12 protein-coding genes are annotated in these 20,006 nt (G+C 46.5%); 11 read left to right on the plus strand and 1 reads right to left on the minus strand.

Annotation, left to right across the window (positions count from 1 at the left end):
- Nucleotides 1-237 precede the first annotated feature (237 nt).
- The 6 genes from Q0110_RS17535 (at nucleotide 238) to Q0110_RS17560 (ending at nucleotide 12,246) form a co-directional block, all read left to right on the plus strand.
- The gene (locus Q0110_RS17535; RefSeq protein ID WP_297909550.1) at nucleotides 238-3,639 is read left to right on the plus strand and encodes a TonB-dependent receptor; all 3,402 of its coding nucleotides are present in this window, start codon (nucleotides 238-240) and stop codon (nucleotides 3,637-3,639) included.
- 42 nt (nucleotides 3,640-3,681) lie between these two features.
- Complete coding sequence (locus tag Q0110_RS17540; protein ID WP_297909553.1) at nucleotides 3,682-5,526, plus strand: RagB/SusD family nutrient uptake outer membrane protein; 1,845 nt, start codon at nucleotides 3,682-3,684, stop codon at nucleotides 5,524-5,526.
- 228 nt (nucleotides 5,527-5,754) lie between these two features.
- Nucleotides 5,755-7,500 (plus strand): DUF6057 family protein, encoded by a 1,746-nt coding sequence (locus tag Q0110_RS17545; protein WP_297909556.1) that lies wholly within the window; start codon nucleotides 5,755-5,757, stop codon nucleotides 7,498-7,500.
- A 9-nt stretch (nucleotides 7,501-7,509) separates the two neighbouring features.
- On the plus strand, nucleotides 7,510-8,976 hold the full coding sequence (locus tag Q0110_RS17550; RefSeq protein WP_297909559.1) for a hypothetical protein: 1,467 nt from the start codon (nucleotides 7,510-7,512) through the stop codon (nucleotides 8,974-8,976).
- Between the two features lie 10 nt (nucleotides 8,977-8,986).
- Nucleotides 8,987-10,759 (plus strand): DUF6057 family protein, encoded by a 1,773-nt coding sequence (locus Q0110_RS17555; protein WP_297909562.1) that lies wholly within the window; start codon nucleotides 8,987-8,989, stop codon nucleotides 10,757-10,759.
- An 8-nt stretch (nucleotides 10,760-10,767) separates the two neighbouring features.
- Nucleotides 10,768-12,246, plus strand: a complete 1,479-nt coding sequence (locus Q0110_RS17560; protein WP_297909565.1) for a hypothetical protein — start codon at nucleotides 10,768-10,770, stop codon at nucleotides 12,244-12,246.
- A gap of 353 nt (nucleotides 12,247-12,599) precedes the next feature.
- On the opposite strand, the gene purT is transcribed toward Q0110_RS17560, so the two are convergent.
- The gene (purT, locus tag Q0110_RS17565) at nucleotides 12,600-13,781 is read right to left on the minus strand and encodes a formate-dependent phosphoribosylglycinamide formyltransferase (protein WP_297909567.1); all 1,182 of its coding nucleotides are present in this window, start codon (nucleotides 13,779-13,781) and stop codon (nucleotides 12,600-12,602) included.
- Between the two features lie 354 nt (nucleotides 13,782-14,135).
- Here purT and Q0110_RS17570 point away from each other — a divergent pair, with 354 nt between their 5' ends.
- The 5 genes from Q0110_RS17570 to Q0110_RS17590 are packed head-to-tail and all read left to right on the plus strand — an operon-like array spanning nucleotide 14,136 to nucleotide 19,890.
- Nucleotides 14,136-14,819, plus strand: a complete 684-nt coding sequence (locus Q0110_RS17570; protein WP_297909582.1) for an ABC transporter ATP-binding protein — start codon at nucleotides 14,136-14,138, stop codon at nucleotides 14,817-14,819.
- Nucleotides 14,812-16,086, plus strand: coding sequence for an ABC transporter permease (locus Q0110_RS17575; RefSeq protein ID WP_297909570.1), 1,275 nt, complete (start codon nucleotides 14,812-14,814; stop codon nucleotides 16,084-16,086). Before Q0110_RS17570 ends, Q0110_RS17575 begins: the two co-directional genes overlap by 8 nt.
- 19 nt (nucleotides 16,087-16,105) lie before the next feature.
- Nucleotides 16,106-17,365 carry an ABC transporter permease gene (locus tag Q0110_RS17580; RefSeq protein ID WP_297909573.1) on the plus strand — a complete coding sequence of 420 codons (1,260 nt, stop codon included), beginning with the start codon at nucleotides 16,106-16,108 and terminating at the stop codon, nucleotides 17,363-17,365.
- 32 nt (nucleotides 17,366-17,397) lie between these two features.
- Nucleotides 17,398-18,519, plus strand: a complete 1,122-nt coding sequence (locus tag Q0110_RS17585; protein ID WP_297909576.1) for an efflux RND transporter periplasmic adaptor subunit — start codon at nucleotides 17,398-17,400, stop codon at nucleotides 18,517-18,519.
- A gap of 12 nt (nucleotides 18,520-18,531) precedes the next feature.
- The gene (locus tag Q0110_RS17590) at nucleotides 18,532-19,890 is read left to right on the plus strand and encodes a TolC family protein (protein WP_297909579.1); all 1,359 of its coding nucleotides are present in this window, start codon (nucleotides 18,532-18,534) and stop codon (nucleotides 19,888-19,890) included.
- Nucleotides 19,891-20,006 lie beyond the last annotated feature (116 nt).

A 20,006-nucleotide genomic window follows, 5' to 3' on the forward strand; every position in this document is an offset into this window, starting at 1 on the left:
GATCGTTTTCACTAGTCGTTTTTCCATATTTAAGAAAGAGAGAAAGGAATAGCTTCTATATTTAAATTCATGATAATGAAGAAACTACACTAATAAACTTGAAAGAGAAAAAGTGGAGTTTGCCTATTTTGAAATGTAAACAGATGTAACATACCCTAGCAGTATGATTGAATAGAAAATTCTTTTTGTTATCAGTTTGTGTTTTTTAGTTTATTATACCTTAAATTCTAATTTTGTATGAAAAATGTTGTATCATGGAAGCCATTAATCTTAGGTGCTTCTATTCTTCTGTACGGAACCGATACGGCCTTCGCGACAGAAACGGATCATTTGTACCCTACACCTAGTACGGGATTCACGAGTGCGCAACAAGACGGACGGCAGGTTTCTTGCCTTATCGTAGACAAATCCGGTCCTATCGTTGGAGCGAATGTCGTGGTAAAAGGAACTACCATCGGTAACATATCCGATATGGACGGACGTGCTATCATTGAGAATGTGCCCGCAAACGCAATCCTAGTCGTATCCTATATCGGATACATCAGCCAAGAGGTTATCTTAAAAGGGAACCAAACAAACATCAAGATCACGTTGGCCGAGGATTCACAGGCTCTGGATGAAATCGTTGTCACCGGTTACAGCACGCAGGCGAAAAAAGACATCACAGGTTCCGTGGCTGTCGTAGCTACCGATGCCTTGAAAGAGACTCCGGTCTCTAACTTCTCAGAAGCCTTGCAAGGTAAAGCGGCAGGTGTATTCGTACAGGCCGGCGGTGGTCCACTAGGCGAAACCACGATCCGTATCCGCGGCGTAGGCTCGGTAAACGGTTCTGACCCTCTGATTATCGTTGACGGTATATCCGGTGTAGATATCGATGCGGTCAACCCGAACGATATCGAGACCATGCAGATCTTGAAAGATGCCGCCGCATCCGCTATCTACGGGGCAAAAGGCGCAAACGGTGTTATCATCATCACGACTAAACAAGGAAAAAGGGACGACCGGGTGAAAGTATCTTACAATGGATATTTTGGTGTAGCTAAAATGGCCAATGACGGATACAATTTACTGAACGCATGGGAAGCGATGGAATTTCAGGAGGAAGGCCAGCGCAATCTATTAACTTACCGCGGGAAGTTAGCCAACCACGCACAATTCGGCTCTATCGGGGCAGATGGGACCGGTCATCTGACTATGCCATATGCTATCAAACCCTCGGGCTTATCAAAAGATCAAGTAATCTCTCAATTCGGCAGTATCGAAGCTTGGGAAAAATCTTATAAGGATGATGGAACCAACTCTTGGTCGCGTTCCGCATACCACCAAATGTTACTAGACGGGTATTCGGAGGAAGAAGCCCGCGCCGGAACGAATTGGTATGACGAGGTTGTACAGACAGGAAAGGTACAAGATCATCAAATTTCTATCAGCGGTGGAGGCCAAAAGGCCACCTATTCCGTAGGCCTCGGATACATGAACCGTGAAGGTACCATTAAAGAGTCTTGGTTCCGTCGTTATTCATTGCGTGCCAACACGAACTTCTTTGTAAACAAATGGTTCAACATCGGTCAAAACACGAATATCGCCGTGATCGAGAATTCCGGTGAACGTGGTCGTCAAGGGGATGACAATACGTTTGGCAAGACATTCTCCATCCAACCATGGGTACCCATCTATAATATCGGAGGAGATTTCGCCGGTTCGACCGCACCAGAAGGAGGACGTGCCGAAACAGCCGTATCATCCGTAGAGCAAGGCAAGGACAACCGCCGCCGTTTTTTAAGGGCACAATCCGCAATCTATGCCGAAGTGATACCCATAGAGGGATTGAGAATCAAGACTCAGTTCGCCACTCGTTTGAACGGTTCTTGGGATTACTGGATGAATAAACGTACCATCATGACCAACAAAGAAGGCCGTAACAATAACGAATTCTATGAACAAGCCGGTTATTGGTTAGGTTATCAATGGACAAACACCGCTACTTATAATAAAACTATCAACGATGACCATACAGTCGGTGTCGTATTAGGAACAGAAGCCATACGCGACGGACTAGGCCGTTGGATCCAAGCAGGCCGTATCGACTATCCATTCGAGGATGATCCCAACACCTGGATTATAAATAACGGTTCTAGCGCCAATTTAAGAAACAGCGGAAAAATGTACGATACAAACACCATGTTTGGTATGTTCGGACGTATAGATTACTCTTATCAAGGTAAATATCTGGCAACGATAACAGTACGCCGAGACGCATCTTCCAAGTTCTCCGAAAAGAATCGTTGGGGTACTTTCCCTTCCATCTCTTTAGGATGGCGTATGTCTGATGAGAAATTCATGGAAAAGACTCGTACTTGGTTAGACGACTTCAAGCTTCGTGTAGGCTATGGAACAACAGGAAACTCCAATATCGACGCATATAACTATGCGTTCCAATACGGTACAGGCAACACTTACCTATACAGTATTACCGGATCTGATACAGATGTATACACCGGTTTTGGAGTAACCAACCTAGGTGACGTGGAAGCGAAATGGGAGACTTCGAAAATGTTTAACATAGGTTTCGACGCTACAGTTTTTGACCAACGTTTAAATATAAACTTTGATTATTATATAAAGAAGACCTCCGATATGTTGATCGACGCAAACTGGTCCGCATTGGCCGGAAACATGACGAAACCGAAAGTAAACATCGGTGACATGGAAAACAGAGGTGTCGATGTAAATTTATCTTGGAGAGATAAGGTAGGCGAATTTGACTATTCCGTCGGATTGAATCTATCACATTACAAGAATAAGCTGACCGAGATCGGTACCGAAGCCGGTATCTTTGAAGGAACCCGTATCTCAAACATGAATGTCTTGATGAAAGGTTATGCAGTAGGTATGTTCCACGGCTATCAACTATACGGTATCTACAAGAGCGAAGATGAGGTAAGGAATTATAAGAACGACGCAGGCGGTACGGTATTGCCTTATGGCGCTTCGGACGCATCCTCATTGAACGCCTCTGAATTCGTAGGTCAATTCAAGGTGAAAGACGTAAACAACGATGGTAAGATCGACGCTGACGACCGTACGTTCATCGGTAATCCGCATCCGGACCTGACAGGAGGTTTGAATCTAAGCCTAGGTTGGAGAGGCTTCGACTTGAGCACTTATTTATATTTCACGATTGGCAACGATATTTTCGCTCTGTATAAATATTACACACATTACGGATCTCTGCAATCCGCTTATTCAAAAGATCGTAGAGATAATTCCTGGAATCCTGTGACCAACCCAGACGGTATCTATCCGATGTGGGCAACCAGCACGGGCGAGAGCACGATCGCGGCCAACGAGTCTAACTCCGGTTACATAGAAGACGGTTCCTTCTTGCGTATGCAGACTTTAACATTAGGTTATACACTTCCGAAAAAAATCTTAGAAAAGATCAAATTTGAGAAGATACGTGTATATGGTCAAATATCTAATGTATTTACACTCACCGGTTATTCGGGGCTGGATCCACAGGTTCGCACAGACGATGGTAATGGAGCAGGAGCCTCTAAAGACCGTAACATGGGTACCGACTACGGATCTTACGGAATGCCTCGCCAGTTTATTCTAGGTGTAAACGTAACCTTCTAATCTATAATGAACAAGTTATTAATATTTTAACACATAAGACAGATGAAAAAGCTATTTATATATTCTGCGATAACCGCACTATTCGCGATGGGATCTTGCTCCGACTTCCTTCAGGTAGACCCAGTCGGGAACAAGAGCGAAAAAGACTTTGTCTCCCAAGAGGGCGTGACCCAATTGTTGACGGGTATGTATGCCAAATTACATAATACCAGTTATTTCGAAGGTACTTTATCTAATTATGTATATGGTGATGTTATGGGAGGTGATGCCAACAAAGGATCTACGTACCAAGACCAGCCGGACTTCACTAGCTTGGAAACCTATACATTTACGACCGACAACGGCTACTTGAATACCAAGTGGAAAGGATGTTACAATGGAGTATTCTTTGCCAACAACGTGATCAAAGTAGCAGATCAATGCAAGGACGAACTTTCTGCCACTGCCGGACAAAGTAAAGACTTCTACACGGAAGCGATCGCCCAAGCCCGTTTTATGCGTGCATTCTGGCATTTCGAGGTTGTTAAATTATTTGGAGCCGCCGTACCTTTTGTAGATGACGCAGCGATGAAAGAGAACGTAAATCCCCAGATATCCAACGTAGACGAAAGTGGAAACTACATCTACATATGGGATAACATCATCGAGGACTTCCAATACGCATACGACAATTTGCCCGATAAATGGGAAGCGGAGAAAGGTCGTGTTAACAAATGGGCGGCAGCCGCTTTCTTAGCCAAAGTAAAGATGTTTCAGTCTTCCCCGTATAACGGTAAAAATGGCTCGCAGAACCATTGGACCGAAGTGAAGTCGCTACTGGAAGAAATCATGGCAAACGGTAAAGACAACAATGGTACAAAATTCCGCTTGGCAGATACATACGAGGAACTTTACACCGCCGGCGAAAGCGATTGGACCGGAGAATCCGTATTCGACATCCAGATGGCTATTACCGGAACCGTAGAAGAGACCTCCAACATTAACGGCGCATGGCACATTGGCATGTCCGGTGCCCTAGGTACCGGCGGTTGGGGATTCTACCAACCTTCTTATGACATCGTAAACGCTCATATCGTGAATGAGAACGGTTTGCCAAAGATGGATAATTCTTATCGAAACGATCCTGTATTATCTACCTTGGACGAAAACAACATACCTCATACCGACCTGACGGTTTATACCGACCCCCGACTGGATGTTTCTACCGGACGCTTCCAGACCCCGTTCTTGGATTGGACAGTCCCGGCTGTATTGGATGGTTGGGTACGCGATGTCACCAATGGAGGTTTGTACTTGAACAAGAAAAATATCCCGAAGAAAGCAGACAAAGGTAGCTTGTCCATCACCACACAGACCAATTCTACAGCCAAGAATTTCCACTTAGTCCGTTACGCAGACGTATTACTATGGTATGCAGAGACATTAATCGAACTGGAACAACCTCAAGAGGCCGGTAAATACATCAATCAAGTACGTGCCCGCGCCGCTAATAGCTATGTAAAAGCAGTTGACCCGGAGACGATGATTGAATCCTCCTCGTCTTATGTATTGGATGACAAGATCAACAACAGGAAAGAGGCAAACGCAGCCGCTAATTACCGTATTGGATTATATCCAGATTCTCAATTCTCTACAAAAGAAAAGGCGACCGAAGCACTACGCTGGGAGCGTAGAATCGAGTTGGCCATGGAGGGCCACCGTTGGTACGACCTTGTTCGTTGGGGCGCAGCGACAGACGTATTAAATGGCTACGTAAAATATGAGTCTAAGTATTTGGGCAAATATTCAAGTAGCGTCTACAGCGCAAAATGGGTTACATTACCTATACCCCACAATGAAATCCAGAAGATGGACGGTCTTTTGGTCCAAAATGAAAACTGGAAATAAATAAGTAGGTTAACAATTTAAAAGGGCAGCCGGGCATGTGATATGTCCGGCATGTTTTTGTAACCGGCCAAGCGAGTTGACCGCAAAGCCTCACAAGAGCACCCAACAGCCCCCACAAAGTCTACTTCATGCATAAATCAAGCCTACTTCGTTCTTACGGGTTGGTTATTCCGATAAAAATCGTATCTTTGTTAGACTTTAAATCATAATGAAACGAGCACTCTAGCCATGAGATATAAACAAATACTCCCCGGTTTGATTCTGTTTGCCTTATTAGGGGTTTTCTTGCAAATAACCAGCAAGTTTCATTTCTTCTATATCGAGCAGCTTCAGCTATTCCAGTTTTCCGGAGATTATCTAGCGGATAAGATATGCGATCCGGGAGGTTTATCTTTGATCGTCGGAGAATTCTTGACACAATTTTTTATCACGCCTTATGCAGGACCTTTTATCGTAGGAGCCGTACTTACCTGTATCGGCTTAACAACAAGAGCGATCATCCGTCAAATCATTCCGGATAAAGAGCTCTTCCTGCTTTACTTACTCCCGGTTTTATCTTTATTGCTGATTCAATACGACTTCAATTATTTACTGCAAGGCACCATCGCTTTCTTGTTTTGCCTGCTCAGCCTGAACATATGGATACGAATAAAGGATTTCCGCTACCGGCTACCCGCCGCATTGGTAATCACCCCATCGCTCTTTTGGATAGGAGGGCCGGTCGCCGGGTTATTCTCATTAAGCGTGGTTATCTGGGAATTGTCGAGCCGTTCCAAGCATGGAATCTATTCCTTAACGGTATTGATCGAATATATACTCATCGGGATCGGGAGCGTCTGGACAACCACCATTACCAGTTACCGTTTCGCATTCTTGCCCGACGTTTTTTATCATCCTATCCTAGCGGCCCCCAATGTTATCTATTTCGCATGGATCAGTTTACCGTTTTGCCTGATCGCAGCCTTCTTATACCCTAAAAACAAAAACATATCAAAGAAAAAAACAGGGATAGAATTGACCGCTCAGGCGATCATAATCCTATCTCTCTGCTGGATGGGGATACCGCGATATAATGACCAGAAATCCTATCCTCTAAAGGTCTTGGATTATTACGCCCGTACCGGACAATGGGATGAGATCATCCAATATTGCCAAGGGCCGATCAAAAACTACTTATATTTGACCTACCTAAACAGGGCACTCGCAGAGAAAGGGGAACTAGCGGACCGGATGTTCGCGTTCGACCAACACGGCCCCCAAGGGTTACTCGCCTCCTGGAACAAGACGTTCACGGTCTCCAACTTATTAAGCGATGCCTATTTCACCTTAGGGGAAATCGCATTATCACAAGAGATGGCTTTCGAAGGATATGTTACCGTGATTGGTGCCGGCAATCCCCGGAACCTGCAACGGCTTATCCAGACAAACTTGATTTACGGTACTTATCCCATCGCCGAGAAATATATCAGTATCCTGGAAAAGACATACGCTTACCGAGATTGGGCCAAACAACATAGAGACTTCTTATATAATGACAAGGCAATCGAGGCAGACCCGGTATTAGGGCCTAAACGAAAAGGCCTTCCTAAAGATAGCAACTTATCCGGTATCAACGGACTGGAATATGATTTGTTGATCCGTGCGGAACAAGATCCTGACAATCAACTCCCAATCCAATTTACCGGGGCAATCTATCTATTGTCTAAAGACATGAAATCTTTCCAAGCACTGATAGAGAAGTACTATGGAACACCGATACTCCCGTCTCTCCCTATCAGTTTCCAAGAGGCAGTTATTCTATTGGCCGAGAAAGACGTAGATTACTGGAAACGTTTCAACATATCAAAAAATGTGATCCGCAAATTCGCCGGCTACCGGAACTTAGTCGTGCAAAACCGAAACAACCCACAGCTACCACAACTGATAAAGAACTCTTTCGGAGATACTTACTGGTCTTATTATATTCTAAAATGATCAACAGCCATGAATAGAAACACCTCATATATCATCGGTTTATGCCTTATCTTACTGGGGGTATCCTGCTCAGACACGATTCCCGCAAGTAAAGAAACCACGGAGAAACCCGTATTATTTCCGGACTACGCAGATGTAACGATCCCTTATAATATCGCTCCCTTAAACTTCAAGATACAAAATCCACATACGGAGGCTTACGCCGTATTTAGGTTCGGAGAAGAAAAGATGCAGGTCAAGGAAAAGGATGGACAATTCTACCTCCCCACATCCGACTGGAAGCAGTTACTGAAAAATGCGGCAGGAGAAACGATTCTCGTAAAACTTTACGCAAAAGATAAAGAATGGCTCGCCTATCCGGAATTCCCGCTATTCATCGCCCCGGAACCCATAGACCCATATCTGGCTTACCGATTGATCGAGCCTGGATATGAGCTTTGGAATCAAATGGGTATTTACCAGCGTAACTTGGAAGATTATGAGCAAAGCCCTATCATGGAGAACAAATACAGCGGCCAGAACTGTATGAATTGCCATTCTTTTTGTATGCAAAACCCGGATAAAATGCTGTTTCACATGAGAGACAAGTACTCGGGGACTTATCTAATCGACGGGGATAAGATCGAGAAATTAAACACGAAGACAGACCAGACACTCTCGCCCCTCGTCTATCCCTCTTGGCATCCGTCTGGGAGATATGTAGCGTTCTCTGTCAACCAGACAAACCAAGGTTTCCATGCCAACGACAAAAACCGGGTAGAGGTATTCGATAGCCGATCCGATGTAGTTGTATACGACACGGAAAAGCACGAGATTATCACTACGCCCCTCATCCGGACAGAAAAAGCATTCGAGACCTTCCCCACATTCTCCCCCGACGGACGGACTCTTTACTTCTGCTCGGCAGAGGCACGCACAATGCCCCAAGAATATTCAAAAGTAAAATACAGCCTCTGCTCCATAGCGTTCGATCCCGCAACCCGAAGTTTCGGTTCTAGCGTAGACACCTTATATAACGCTCGCGAGGAAGGGAAGAGCGCCTCTTTCCCTCGTGTCTCCCCGGACGGGAGATTCCTATTATATACACTATCCGGCTACGGCAATTTCTCGATCTGGCATAAAGACGCTGACCTGCACCTGCTGGATCTAGCGAGTGGAACCTCGCATTCCTTGCAAAATGCCAATAGTACGGATACGGAAAGTTATCACTCATGGAGTAGCAACAGCCGTTGGATCGTTTTCAGCAGCCGAAGGATCGACGGGTTGTACACACGCCCTTACTTTGCTTATATAGATGAGGAAGGAAATGCATCTAAGCCCTTCCTTTTACCCCAGAAAGACACGGATTACTACCACCGTTTCATGAAATCTTATAATATACCCGAGTTTATCACCGGAAAAGTATCCTCTAAGATTCGAGCGCTCAGCACGCTGGCCAAAGAAGATAAAGGAATTGACGTAACTTATCGTAAATAGAATAAATCACATGAATACTTTACGAAAGAATATCTTACTACCCTTTCTATTCATTATATTCACTGGTGTCTTATGGCTACATTTGCAAGCCATTCAAGAACCTATCTTTTTTTATCGGGAGCAACAGCAGGTCTTCCTATTCGATTCTGCCTACATATCCGGAATAATCAGTCCGATAGGTGGGGTCGCTACCCTTATCTCCCAATTCTTGATACAGTTTTTCAGGGTTCCGTTTATCGGATCGCTTACGACAGCATTGATCGGAGGAGTCTCCAGTTGGTTATTTTGGCTGACTTTGCGAAAAATACATCCGGCATCGTACCTACTGCCCCTGGCATTCCTCCCCATTCTATTTCAGTATCTTTACCTGATCAAATATAGTTACCATTATGAAGGGCTGATAGCCTTGTTATTTTGGTCTTTGGCTCTCTACATCTACAGCCATGCCGCACGGAGGCTAAATTGGGCATACCGTACCTCAATCGGTTGCTTGTTGGCAATCGGCTTGTTTTACACGATGGGTTCCATAGCTATGTTATTTGTTCTTAGCGGCCTAATTTTCGACGTGTTGCAAAAGAACGAACGCTGGTACGCAAGCTTCATCCCGTTGCTCTTGTTGCTCGCGGTAGGTTCTTTATGTGTATTAGGAGGCTGCAAACCCGATTACGACTATGTGTTCTGGATGAAAGACTACGTAGAGTATTTCATCAAGCTGGAACCATTCCACGGATTCTCCTGGCAAGTCGCGCTACTCGTCATGCTCCTATTCTATTTATCGCATTATTCAGATAACGCCAAAACTTATTTAAAAGCCTTGACTACCGTAGCGTTACTGGCCTTATCCGGTATCTATTATACGCAAACAGCCCTCCATCACAGGGATAAAGACTTCTATACGTTGATGCAAATGTTTCATTATATAGATACCGGACAATGGGATGCTATCATCTCGTCCGACGATCTAAACTACAACAATTATTTACACCTGAATTGCCTGAACCTCGCTTTATCCCAAAAGGGAATCATGCAGGCCGACCTATTCGAATATCCGCAAAGCGGAATATTATCTTTGATATCAACATATCAGGCACATATAGAGGAAAGCTTCCTATTCAGCCAGATATACTACCACATTGGAGTCACATCCTTGGCATACAATTTTGCTTTCGGCACCTCGGTCGGGATCACGCACGGCAGCCCCGTAATGACTAAGTTGCTAATAAACTCCCATCTGATATACGGATATTATCCTGCGGCAGAAAAGTTCATATCATTACTGGAAAAGACATGGGCGTATCGCGAGTGGGCCTCCTCCCGACGAAAATTCTTATACAACGACCAAGCGGTGGAGAACGATCCTGAATTAGGGACGAAAAGAAAAAGCCTGTCTAGCGACAAAGACCTTTTCGCCAATATAATAGGATTGTTCGATAACCTGACGATCATATTGGAAGAGAATCCCCAAAACAAAGCCGCCCTAGATTACCTGATCGGCGCGCTATTATTATCGAAAGACCTGCCTGCCATAAAAACGTTTGTCGAGAGATTCAGTGGTACGGAAACACTCCCCGCATTGCCGGAGCCTTTGCAGCAAGCCGTGATCTCTTACGCGGAGCACGACCCGGATTATTGCCGCAGGTACGGGGTGAGCGATAAAACCTTGTCTGAGTTCTCGATATTCAAGCAACGCGTACTGGGGTTAAGACATGCCCGGCAAAACGTAGCGGCTGGAATAGCCGACTATCGGAATACTTTTTGGTATTATTTGATGCTCTCTAAATAAAAACATTTATGAAAAGACAAACTCATACGGATACAAGCCGATATATTTTCCTTTTTCTCATCGCCTTCATGGTCTCATGCTCCAAAGGCGACATACGGATTGTCAAGAGTCTGGACGAGGAAATAACCATCTGTCCGGATTACAAGGATGTGACCATTCCAGTGAACATCGCCCCTCTCAATTTCTCCATCGCCGACAGTGGTGAGCATTGCCTGATCGTAAAAGGGAAAGAGAGCCGATTTCAGGTCTACAGCGATGAGGGACTCTTTAAGATACCCCAGAAGAAATGGAAAGCCTTACTAAAAGAAAACGCCGGGAGCCAAATAGAGCTGACCGTAGCTAAACACATAAACGGTGAATGGAACGCTTATACGCCTTTCCATATGGAAATTGCCAATGACTCCATAGACAAATATATAGCCTATAGATTATTAGCCTTGAGCAATGATATGTGGAACCGGATGGGGATTTACCAACGGGATTTGGAGAGTTACGACCAAAGCGTGATCTACGAGAATAGCCTGACCGACTATAATTGCGTAAATTGCCACACGTTTGCCTCCGGAAACCCGCATAAAATGATTTTCCATATGCGCGGCAAACATGCCGGTTCCGTACTGATCGATGGAAAGAAAATAACCAAGCTAAATACTAAGACACCCAATACCGTCTCGAACTTCGTCTACATGTATTGGCATCCGGACGGTAACTATCTGGCTGCCACCGTATGCGATACCTATCAGAACTTCTTCATCAATAACCCCAACACGCTGGAAGTACTGGATCACAACTCCGACATCGTGATTTACGACGTAAAGAAGAACGAGATATTCTCTTGCGAGGCGTTAAACTCCAAAGACGCATGGCAAATATTCCCTACGTTCTCTCCCGATGGGAAGAGCCTCTATTTCAGCTCTACAGCGGCGGTAGACTCCGTTTCCCAGAATTTCAGACAAATGACATACAGCCTATGCCGTATCAGCTTCGACCCGGAAACCCGTACCTTCGGACAGCAAGTAGATACCTTATACAATGGCCGGGCCCACCATAAAAGTGTCTCTTTCCCCAGAATCTCACCAGACGGCAAATTCCTGGCCTTCACCTTGCAGGAATATGGCGGCTTCGGGGTTTGGCATAAAGATGCCGAGCTATACATGATAAAGTTACCCGACGGAAAACCTTACCCGCTGACCGAGGCAAACAGCGCCGAAGGTGAAAGTTATCATTCGTGGAGCAGCAACAATCGCTGGATGGTATTTAGCAGCCGCAGGTTGGACGGATTATACACACGCCCGTTCTTTACCTATATCGACGAGCATGGCACGGCCCACAAGCCTTTCCTCCTGCCGCAAAAAGATCCCGTGAAATATTACAAAAATTTACTATGGACTTATAACCTACCGGAGTTTATACAGGAAAAAGCTCAAATAGATACCCATGCCGTGATGGAAACAATGAGAAACACAAAAGGGGTAAACGTGAAATAAGAACAATAGCCAGGGTGGGTGAAAGGAGATAAGGATGTCTGTTTTGGCTAAATCAACCCCACCCTTAGCTATTGATCTGTTTGCCCACTCTATCGTCACCGATTATGAAAACAGAGCGTTTCAAGCCAACGCCCATATTCCCATTTGTTGTATTCATAAAATAACTACAAACTATCGGCAATCTGATTTCACTCTCAAGTGAGACAAACATATTGTAATCTGCGTTTATAGACTCTCAAATATCTATTAAGAAACTGAGACAAAAATAAGCCATTCCGACCAAAATACAGGCCTGTGAATATTCACATTTTGTTCACAAAACCTTCTCTAACGCTTATTTCTCCTAGGATACGTCACAATTTAACACTTAAACGCCCCATCATCACCCCGGTCTTCTCCCTTGCCTCCGTCACATCCAAACCGCGGGCCAGCAAGACGGCCATACGGCGATGCCCGTGAACCTCCGGTTTCCCGAAGAAACGCATCTGCGTATCAGGTTGTTCCAAGACCTTATCCAGATTGCCCAAAGAGAGCCGGTCGCTATCACCTTCCACCACGACCGCACGGGAAGCGCCGGCCCCGTGGAACGCAATATTAGGGATCGGCAAGCCGAGCACCGCACGGGCATGCAACGCAAACTGGGATAAATCCTGCGTGATCATCGTCACCATCCCGGTATCGTGCGGACGAGGAGAAACCTCGCTAAAGATCACGTCGTCTCCCTTAACAAATAATTCCACGCCGAAGATCCCGCGACCTCCCAAGGCCTCGGTGATCTTACCAGCTATCTCACGGGCTTTCGCCTTAGCGGCAAGGCTCATGGCCTGCGGTTGCCACGACTCCCGGTAATCACCATCTACCTGGACGTGCCCCACGGGTTCCAAGAAAGAGGTTCCCCCGATATGGCGAACCGTTAACTGAGTAATCTCATAGTCGAAATCCACGAATCCCTCTACAATGACCTTACCCGCACCCGCACGTCCACCTTCTTGAGCGTAATGCCAAGCGGGATCTATATCCTTTTCCTCTCGAACGACGCTCTGCCCATGTCCGCTCGAGCTCATGATCGGCTTCACCACGCAAGGCATGCCTATCTCCTTCACCGCCTCCTTGAATTCCTCCTCGGTCTCGGCGAACCGATACGGGGAAGTGGGCAACCCTAACTCCTCGGCCGCCAAGCGGCGAATCCCCTCACGGTTCATCGTCAGCCAAGTAGCACAGGCGGTAGGGATCACATGGTATCCCTCCTCTTCCAGCTCCATCAAGGTGCGGGTAGCGATCGCCTCCACCTCCGGCACGATATAATCCGGTTTCTCTTTCTCTATGATCTCACGTAGAGCGTCGCCGTCCAGCATAGAGACCACATAAGAACGATGTGCCACTTGCATGGCCGGAGCATCCGGATACTTATCCAACGCAATCACCTCTACACCGTAACGCTGCAATTCTATCACAAACTCTTTCCCCAACTCGCCCGAGCCACAAAGCACGACTTTAGTCGCAGTAGCCGATTTGGGCGTACCAATTGTTACCATAAATCTTTCTGCTATTTGAATTTCACCGCAAAGGTAAAAGTTTATATAAAGATAGCCTAAAGCTTTTTTCTTTATCTGGCAGGGTGAAGAAGCCGAGGCATACGGTATCTGCTATCTGTCGGAGGATCATGCGGCGATTGGTAGAGATTGTACAACGGCTGGTGGACGATCATCTAATAGATAAAAGAAATCGAACAGAATCCTTTTGTTAATATTACATAATTATAAGTACCTTGCGTTACAAGGTATCTTGGTAAATCATATATTTGCGAGCAGATGATAAAAATGTTCATCAACAGTGTAACTTATTTAGCAAAGTGTATACCTAAATATATAATGATATTACAAAATATGATGATTCAACTGAGAGGAATAAACAAAACGTACTTTAACGGAGCCCCACTGCACGTTTTGAAAGGTATCGACCTAGATATTGAGAAAGGAGAGATGGTATCGATCATGGGAGCGTCCGGTTCCGGGAAGTCTACCTTATTGAATATCCTAGGGATATTGGATACGTACGACACGGGCACTTATTTATTGAACGGACAGTTGATTCAGAACCTAAGCGAGAGCCGCGCCGCCGAGCTAAGGAACCGGATGATCGGCTTCATCTTCCAATCGTTCAACCTGATATCATTCAAGAACGCCATGGAGAACGTCGCCCTCCCGCTCTATTACCAAGGGGTAAGCCGGAAAAAGAGGAATGCCATGGCACTGGAATACCTAGACATGGTCGGGCTGAAGGATTGGGCAGAACATATGCCGAACGAGATGTCTGGTGGACAGAAACAACGCGTGGCGATCGCCCGGGCCTTGATAGCAAAACCACAAGTCATACTGGCCGACGAGCCTACCGGGGCGTTAGACAGCAAGACGACCGTAGAGGTGATGGAACTGCTGCGCAAGGTGAATCTGGAAGGTATGACTATGGTGATCGTCACTCACGAGCCATCCGTGGCCGAGGCTACAGACCGGATTATCCGGGTGAAAGACGGGTTGATCGAACACATCGAAAAAGGAGAGAACCATGTTTGATTTCGATAATTTCAGGGAAATATGGAGCACTATCCGGAAAAACAAGCTCCGTACCTTCTTGACCGGTTTCTCGGTATCATGGGGTATTTTCATGCTGATCGTGTTGCTGGGGGCCGGCAACGGGTTACGCAACGGCATCATGCACAACTTCAAGAACATGTCTACCAACCGGGTCGAGGTATGGACACGCTATACCACCAAACCTTGGAAAGGGATGCAGTCTAACCGGAGCATCAGCTTCAAAGAAGAAGACTTGAGCGCCCTGAAGAGGGATTTCAAGGAGGTAGACCTTTGCTCGGCCACCATCTCCCACAACGACACGATCACTTACAACAAGGAGTACGTAACGGGGCAGACTCATGGCGTATACCCGGATCACGCCCCGATCAATTACGTAAACGTGGAGACGAGTAACGGTCGATTCATCAACGAGCAAGACATGAGAGACCGGAGGAAAGTGATCGTGATCAGCCCCCGCATGGCCGAGGTATTGTTCAGGGATGACAAGCCGCTGGGTAAATACGTGAAATGCGGGAACATGATGTATCAAGTGGTAGGCGTGTACAACGACGACGACAAAAGCAACAACGCCCCCGCCTACATTCCATTCTCCGTAGCTCAATTATTATACAATAATGGATATGGCTTCGGGTCGCTAACATTCACCCTGAAAGGGGTCACTACCGAGCAAGAGAATGAGGCCTTCGAGCAGAGTTTCCGGGAATGGATGGCACGCCGCCACCAATTTGATCCGGAAGACAAGAATGCGATCGGTATGTGGAACATGGCGAACGAGTTTCTGATGTGGAACAACATCATGGGGGGTATCACCCTGTTTATCTGGATTATCGGTATCGGGACCCTAATGGCGGGAATCGTGGGAGTAAGCAACATCATGCTGATCACCGTGCGGGAACGGACCAAGGAGTTCGGCATACGCAAAGCGCTGGGAGCTAAACCCGGTTCGATCTTGACGTTGGTAATCGCCGAATCCATCCTTGTGACCGCCGTATTCGGCTATATCGGGATGATCATGGGAATCGGGCTTACGGAACTAATCAACCACGGGATGGAAATGGCGCAAGCCGAAGCCCAGTCCGGGGGCAATATCGGTGAGGATACGACGGTCTTCCGCAACCCGACCGTCAATCTGGCGATAGCCAGCTCTGCCACGGTATTGATCATCGTGGCCGGCGTATTGGCAGGATATTTCCCGGCACGCAAGGCGGTAAAAGTCACGGCTATCGAAGCCATGAGAACGGAATAATAACAAAAAGGGAATAATCATGTTTGACATAGACAGATGGGTAGAGATATGGGTGACAATCACCCGGAACAAGACACGCAGCTTGTTGACCTGCTTCGGTGTATTCTGGGGAATCCTGATGCTGGTGATCCTTTTGGGAGCCGGAAACGGGATGAAGAACGCCATGTTCTCCAGCATCAACGGGTTCGCCACGAACTCCGCCTTCTTTTTCTCCGACCGTACTAGCGAGTCGTACAAAGGCTTCAACAAGGGGCGACAATGGAATATGCGAAATCGTGACGTAGAGAGTATCCGGAAACAAGTGAAAGATATCGAGGCCGTCTCTCCTATCATCTGGGGTAGTAGCTCAGACAAGAATATCGTGTATGGCCAGTTAAGCGGTACTTATAATGTAAAGGGCGTACAGCCCGATTACTTCAAGATCGAGACCCAGCAACTTTATTATGGCCGGCTGCTGAATGATATCGATGAGATCGGGAAACGCAAGGTCTGCTTGATCGGAGCCAAGGTGAACGAGGTATTGTTCAAAGGCAGCGATCCTTGCGGGAAATATATACGGGTAAACGGGATTTACTATCAAGTGGTAGGAGTCACGAAGCAACGGGCCTCCAGCGTTAATATCGGTGGACGGGCCGAGGAAAGTGTATTCCTCCCTTTCAGCACCATGCAACAGACGCTGAACCAAGGGGATATCATTCACTTCCTATGCGTGAGCGCCAAGCCCGGATACAAGATAGACCCGGTGATCGAACAGATCAAGGATATCGTAAAGAGCCAGAATCAAATCTCCCCCACTGATCCGCAAGCCGTGACGGTGATTAACCTGGCGGCCCAGTTCGAGACATTCAATATGTTATTCATCGGTATCGATATTTTGATCTGGCTCGTGGGTATAGGTACGTTGCTGGCAGGTATCATCGGCGTGAGCAATATCATGATGGTCACGGTCAAAGAACGTACCCGGGAGATTGGTGTACGAAGGGCTATCGGAGCGAAACCCTGGAATATTATCTCGCAGATCATGAGCGAAAGCCTGCTGCTAACCGCACTGGCGGGCCTGATGGGATTAAGCGCCGGAGTGTTCCTGCTCGATTTGGTCGACAGGATATTGAGCGCTCAGCCAACTAGTAACGGAACCATGATGGAGCATCCGGAGGTGAGTATCCAGATTGCGGTAGCGGCTACGGTAATCTTGCTGTTCAGCGGTCTGCTGGCCGGGCTGATCCCCGCATGGCGAGCCATGCAGATCAAGGCGATAGATGCCATACGAGAAGAATAATAACATTTGTAGATTAATAAAACTATATAATCATGAAGAATCGCATTGTGAAAAAGATCCTGCGTATCATCTTATTGGTACTGGTGGGAGCGGCGGTAATCGGTACGTTCTATTTCTTATGGAAAAAAGCGCAACCGGTGATCACCGTCTACGAGATCGTAACCCCTGAAATAGGAGATGTGGAAACCAAGACGGTGGCTACCGGAAACGTAGAGCCTCGTTTCGAAGTGGAGATCAAGCCGCAGATATCCGGTATTATCTCCGAATTGAAGAAAGACGCGGGGCAGATGGTACAAGCGGGTGAGATCATCGCTACGATCAAGGTTATCCCCGAGATGGTACAGCTTAATAGCGCCGAGTCGCGTGTGAACCTCGCCAATATCTCCCTAGAGCAGGTGGAGGAGACTTATAAACGGGATACGCAGCTATTCAAGCAGGGGGTTATCGCCCGGGAAGACTTCGACCTTTCCAAGGCGAATTACCTGAAAGCTGTGGAGGAAAAAGATAACGCACAAAGTGCCTTGGAGATTATCCGGGATGGTATAGCCAAGAACTCCAGTGTAGCCAGTACGACCCAAATCCGTAGTACCATCACTGGTATGATCCTAGATATCCCGGTCAAAGTGGGTAACTCGGTCATCCAGGCGAATAATTTCAATGATGGCACGACGATCGCTACCGTAGCCAACATGAACGACATGATCTTCAAAGGCAATGTAGACGAGACCGAGATCGGGCGTATCCATGAGGGAATGCCGATCAAATTGACCGTCGGAGCCATGGAGAGCCGCTCTTTCGATGCTTTGCTGGAATACGTATCGCCCAAAGGGGTAGACAAGAACGGGGCCATTCAATTCGAGATCAAGGCGGCTGTTACGATCCCCGAAGACGCTTTCATCCGTGCGGGGTATAGTGCCAACGCCGAGATCGTACTAAAACGTGCGGAGAACGTACTTACGATTCCGGAAAGTACGGTTGAGTTCCAAGGGGATTCCGCATTCGTACAATTGGTTAAACAAGAGCAACCGGAACAAGTCTTCGAGAAACATCCCGTGAAAGTAGGCTTGTCCGATGGTATCAAGATCGAGATCCAGGAAGGCCTAGCCGCTACCGATAAAGTCCGGGGCGCTGCCATCGAACCGAATAAGAAATAAAAGAAAGATCGTATGATGAGAAGAAACTTATATATAATGGCTATCGCCTTTCTCTTGTCCGGCAACTATGTCTTCGCCCAAGACGCAGCGAAACGCTGGAGCCTGGAGGAGTGTATCCAATATGCCATCGAGCATAATATAGACTTGAAACAGAAGGAGCAGGAACAAGAAAGCCGGAAGGTAGACTTACATACCAGCAAATATAGCTGGCTACCCGCATTGAATGGTAGCATGGGGCAGAGTTTCCAGTTCGGACGCTCCACGTCTAAATCCGGAGTGATCGTAGACCAGAATGCCGCCAACTCTACGCTGGGGATCAACTTGGACATGCCTTTATTCGACGGGTTAAAAATACCGAATGATATCGCCGCTCGTAAGCTTGATCTTAAAGCGTCTGTCGAGAACCTGAATAAAGCGAAAGAAGATTTATCTATCAATATCGCTTCCTATTATCTGCAAGTGCTTTACAATAAAGAGTTACTGAAAATAGCGAAACTGCAAGTGGAACTGGATAAGGAGCAAGTGAACAAAACGGAGGCCCTCGTGAACGCCGGGAAAGTTCCCCTATCTCAGTTATACGATATCAAGGCCCAGCTAGCGAAAGACGAGGTCACGCTGACCGAGTCGCAGAACAACGTGAGCCTTGCGCTACTGGATCTGGCGCAAAGCTTGGAACTAGAGCGAAGCGACCGGGATTTCGATATACAGACTCCCGTAATAGACGATGCGGTAGCTGATAATATGAGCAGTATCCTACCTCCGGAAAACATCTACGATCATGCGGTTACGTTCAAGCCACAGATCAAGGAACAGCAGTATTTGTTGGAGAGCCAGAAGAAAATGCTACGTGTCGCACAAGCGGGCTATTACCCCAAGTTAAATCTCGGAGCTAGTTATAGTAATGGTTATTACCATTCTACTTCCGGAGGAGAATTTGCCGATACCCGCTCTTTCAGTGAGCAGTTTAAGCAAAACGGACAAAAAATCATCGGATTCTCCTTGAGTATCCCGCTTTTCAACCGTTTCCAAGTACGTAATAGTGTTCGTACCGCAAGGATCAATATCATCAACCGGGAATTGCTGATGGAAAACACAAAGAAAACGTTATACAAGGAAATCCAGCAGGCGTATTATAACGCAACGGCTTCCCAAGAGAAATACGTGGCATCCGGCAAATCCGTCACGGCAAGCGAGGAAGCGTTCAATTATGCCCAAGAGCGTTATAACGCAGGTAAAAGCACGGTTTTTGAATTTAATGAGGCAAAGACAAAATATGCGCAAAGCTTAGCGGAACAGGCGCAAGCTAAATTCGACTTTATCTTCCGTGCGAAGATCTTGGATTTCTATAATGGCAATCCGCTCCGTTTATAAGCGTTAATTCATAGATATTTTTATTAACTACACACATCATTTTTAAGGGAAGATGACCTTCTATGGTAATCTTCCCTTTCAGTGTTTATTAATATGTTTAGTCTGCACAGAACTAT

Origin of the sequence: uncultured Parabacteroides sp. (assembly GCF_947855115.1) — a bacterium.
GTDB lineage: Bacteria > Bacteroidota > Bacteroidia > Bacteroidales > Tannerellaceae > Parabacteroides.

Bases quoted from the DNA above. Each gene is read 5' to 3' on its own strand.
- Q0110_RS17575 (WP_297909570.1), top strand. From the start codon at position 14,812: ATGTTTGATTTCGATAATTTCAGGGAAATATGGAGCACTATCCGGAAA.
- Q0110_RS17550 (WP_297909559.1), top strand. From the start codon at position 7,510: ATGAATAGAAACACCTCATATATCATCGGTTTATGCCTTATCTTACTG.
- purT (WP_297909567.1), bottom strand. From the start codon at position 13,781: ATGGTAACAATTGGTACGCCCAAATCGGCTACTGCGACTAAAGTCGTG.
- Q0110_RS17560 (WP_297909565.1), top strand. From the start codon at position 10,768: ATGAAAAGACAAACTCATACGGATACAAGCCGATATATTTTCCTTTTT.
- Q0110_RS17585 (WP_297909576.1), top strand. From the start codon at position 17,398: ATGAAGAATCGCATTGTGAAAAAGATCCTGCGTATCATCTTATTGGTA.
- Q0110_RS17540 (WP_297909553.1), top strand. From the start codon at position 3,682: ATGAAAAAGCTATTTATATATTCTGCGATAACCGCACTATTCGCGATG.
- Q0110_RS17580 (WP_297909573.1), top strand. From the start codon at position 16,106: ATGTTTGACATAGACAGATGGGTAGAGATATGGGTGACAATCACCCGG.
- Q0110_RS17590 (WP_297909579.1), top strand. From the start codon at position 18,532: ATGATGAGAAGAAACTTATATATAATGGCTATCGCCTTTCTCTTGTCC.
- Q0110_RS17545 (WP_297909556.1), top strand. From the start codon at position 5,755: ATGAGATATAAACAAATACTCCCCGGTTTGATTCTGTTTGCCTTATTA.
- Q0110_RS17555 (WP_297909562.1), top strand. From the start codon at position 8,987: ATGAATACTTTACGAAAGAATATCTTACTACCCTTTCTATTCATTATA.
- Q0110_RS17535 (WP_297909550.1), top strand. From the start codon at position 238: ATGAAAAATGTTGTATCATGGAAGCCATTAATCTTAGGTGCTTCTATT.
- Q0110_RS17570 (WP_297909582.1), top strand. From the start codon at position 14,136: ATGATTCAACTGAGAGGAATAAACAAAACGTACTTTAACGGAGCCCCA.